At 63.3% G+C, this 3402-nt stretch carries 3 protein-coding genes; all 3 read left to right on the top strand.

Translation table 11 applies throughout. The annotated features are described in order from the left end of the window. Window positions 1-3 precede the first annotated feature (3 nt). Window positions 4-1866 (top strand): phosphoenolpyruvate carboxykinase (GTP), encoded by a 1863-nt coding sequence (locus Q4E95_RS03305; protein WP_303381948.1) that lies wholly within the window; start codon window positions 4-6, stop codon window positions 1864-1866. A 285-nt stretch (window positions 1867-2151) separates the two neighbouring features. Continuing rightward, window positions 2152-2613 (top strand): Rrf2 family transcriptional regulator, encoded by a 462-nt coding sequence (locus Q4E95_RS03300; RefSeq protein WP_303381946.1) that lies wholly within the window; start codon window positions 2152-2154, stop codon window positions 2611-2613. Between the two features lie 67 nt (window positions 2614-2680). Further along, a partial coding sequence (locus tag Q4E95_RS03295; RefSeq protein WP_303381945.1) for a globin domain-containing protein occupies window positions 2681-3402 on the top strand: 722 nt, incomplete at its 3' end.

Genomic DNA, 3402 nt, shown 5'->3' with positions numbered 1-3402 from the left:
TCAATGGCTGACAACACCACTGCAAGCACCGAATCCACCGGACTCAACCAGGCTGCGCGTGAAGCGCTCGACAACGCACCCACCACGCACCAGCGCCTCCTGGACTGGGTTCGCGACATGGCTGAAATGACCCAGCCGGACGCCATTCACTGGGCAGATGGTTCCGAGGAAGAATGGAACACGCTGACCACCGAGCTCGTGGACGCCGGCACGTTCGTTCGGCTGGACGAGGAAAAATTCCCCAATTCTTTCGCCGCTTTCTCCGATCCGGATGACGTAGCCCGTGTCGAGGAGCGCACCTTCATCTGCACCAAGACTCCCAAGGGAGCCGGTCCCACCAATAACTGGGAAGACCCCGCGGTCATGAAGGAAACCTTGATCGGTAAGTTCACCGGGTCCATGCGCGGGCGCACCATGTACGTGATTCCGTTCGTGATGGGCAGCCTGGAGGCTGAGGATCCCAAGTACGGTGTGGAGATCACCGACTCCGCTTACGTGGTGTGCTCCATGCGGATCATGGCCACCATCGGCACTCCGGTCTTGGACAAGATGACCCGCGACAACGCGTTCTTCGTCGAGGCCCTGCACTCCCTGGGCGCTCCGCTCGAGCCCGGTGAAGAAGACGTCCCGTGGCCGTGCAACCCGTCCAAGTACATCGTGCAGTTCCCCGAGGATCGCGCCATTTGGTCCTTCGGCTCCGGTTACGGCGGTAACGCGCTGCTCGGCAAGAAGTGCTACGCGCTGCGCATCGCATCTGCAATCGCGCACGACGAGGGCTGGCTGGCCGAGCACATGCTCATCCTGAAGATCACCGACCCGGAAGGCGAAGCTCGCTACATCTCCGCGGCCTTCCCGTCCGCTTGCGGTAAGACGAACTTCGCAATGCTCGAACCCACCATCGACGGCTGGAAGGCCGAGATGGTCGGAGACGACATCTCCTGGATCCGCTTCAAGAACGGTCAGGCGCGCGTGGTCAATCCCGAGGCCGGCCTGTTCGGTGTGGCTCCGGGTACCGGCTGGTCCACCAACCCCAACGCCATGCGCGGAGTGGCGCGCGGCAACACCATCTTCACCAACGTTGCGCTCACCGACGACGGCGGCGTGTGGTGGGAGGGCATGACCGACGAGGTCCCCGAGCACCTGACCGACTGGAAGGGTAACGACTGGACCCCGGAGTCCGGGCGTCCGGCCGCGCACCCCAACTCACGTTTCTGCACCCCCATCAAGCAGGTCGACATCCTGGCCGAAGAGTACGACGACCCCGAAGGTGTACCGCTGTCTGCCATCATCTTCGGTGGCCGCCGCAAGACCACCGTGCCCCTGGTCTCCGAGTCCTTCGGCTGGGAACACGGTGTCTTCCAGGGTGCGACACTCTCGTCCGAAACCACCGCCGCGGCCAAGGGCGCGGTGGGTGTGGTTCGTCGCGACCCCATGGCCATGCTCCCCTTCATCGGCTACAACGCCAATGACTACCTCGAGCACTGGCTCGACACCGGCGCCCGCGTGGGTGAGGAGAACATGCCCAAGATCTACTACGTGAACTGGTTCCGCCGCACCGCGGACGGTGGCTTCGCGTGGCCGGGCTTCGGCGAGAACTCCCGCGTGGTCAAGTGGATCGTCGAGCGGCTCAGGGGCACCGCGGGTGGTCAGGAAACCCCCGTGGGCGTTGTTCCCGCCAAGGAGGACCTGGACCTGAGCGGCCTGGACATCTCCGATGAAGAACTCGACGCCGCACTGCGCGTGGACAAGGACGAGTGGCTGGCGGAGCTGCCGGGTATCGACGAGTGGTTCCACAAGCTCGGCGATGTCCCGGAGGTCATCCTGGAGCAGCGCGCGGGTCTCGAGGAGCGCCTCAAGAGCTCCTGACCCGGACGTGGACCGGCCCGGCCGGCCACTGTCCCCGTGAGGTAGTCACGCCGTGCACGTCACTCTGCGGAGGAGTGGCGGGCGCGGCGTTTCCATGTGCGTTTCCGGTCACCGCTCGCGGGTGGCGATCCGCTACGGAGGCCACCACCTGTGTAGCGCGGAGCGCAATGACACGTCAGTGAAGATGCGGGCGGGTCAGCGCCGCGGAATTTTCCAGTGCAACTAACGGTTATGACAAGGTTTGCTACATCTACTGGATTCAAGCCCGGAGAGGAGGCCCGCGACGTGAAGCTGACGGCTTTTTCGGATATTTCCCTGCGAGTGCTGCTCCTGATGGGTGGTCTGCCGGAGGGCACTCTGCTGTCCACCCAGCGCATTGCCGAAGGGGTGGGTGCCCCCTATCACCACGTGACCAAAACCGTGGCGAAACTGCGCTCCATGGGTCTGCTCGTCTCACTCCGTGGCCGGTCCGGGGGTGTGAGTGTGACGGAAGAGGGCCTGCGATCAAGTGTGGGTTCCGTACTGCGCGAGCTCGAGGCCGACACCGCCATGGTCGAGTGTGAAGCCGATGAGGCGGCCTGCCCTCTCAATCACGGCTGCCGGTTGCGCGCCGCACTGGCCGGGGCGCGCGAGGCCTTTTATCGCGAGCTGGACGATGTCACCATTGCCGATCTGGTCAACGAGCGCCAAATAGGCAAGGTGGCGGTCAGCATCGGGCTGGCACCCCCGGAAGACTCTTTCATCTGAGAGTTAGATTACTTGTATTTAGGATGCTAGATTTCGGAACACAGGGTTTCCCACCTAAGGAGCAGCCGTGCTGTCTGAAAAGTCTCGCCCCGTCATCGAACAAACCATTGGTGTGATCGCCGAGCGGATCCCCGCGATCACGCCCGAGTTCTACAAGTCCATGTTCAACGCCCGCCCCGATCTGCTGGACGGCATGTTCAGCCGCTCCAACCAGAAGAACGGCACTCAGCCGCAGGCGCTGGCCGGTTCCATCGCGGCCTTTGCCTCGCACCTGCTGAAGAATCCGGATTCCTACCCGGACGAAGTGCTCTCGCGCGTGGCCCACAAGCACACGTCTTTGGGTCTGCTGCCCGATGAGTACTCCACCGTGCACGAGCACCTGTTCGGTGCCATTGCAGCCGACCTGGGCGATGCCGCGACTCCCGAGGTCGTTGCCGCGTGGGACGAGGTCTACTGGCTCATGGCGGACGCCCTGATCAAGCTGGAGAAGGGTCTTTACGGTCAGCAGGCCAATGACGTGATGTTTGCACCGTTCAAGCTGATCTCGAAGGAAGACATCGCCAAGGACGTCATCGCGTTCGAGTTCGAACCCGCTGATGACACCCCGTTGACCCGCCCGATCCCCGGCCAGTACGTGACCATCCAGGTCAAGGTCAAAGACGGCATCCGGCAGCCTCGCCAGTTCACCCTGGTGCCCTCTCAGGAGGGCCACCGTCGCGTGGTGATCCGTAAGGACCCCCAGGGCGAGGTGACCCCCATTTTGCATGAGGACATCAACGAGGGGGACAT

Origin of the sequence: Kocuria sp., assembly GCF_030536815.1 — a bacterium.
In the GTDB taxonomy this organism is placed as follows: domain Bacteria; phylum Actinomycetota; class Actinomycetes; order Actinomycetales; family Micrococcaceae; genus Kocuria; species Kocuria gwangalliensis.
This window is presented reverse-complemented; position numbering and strand designations above follow the sequence as displayed.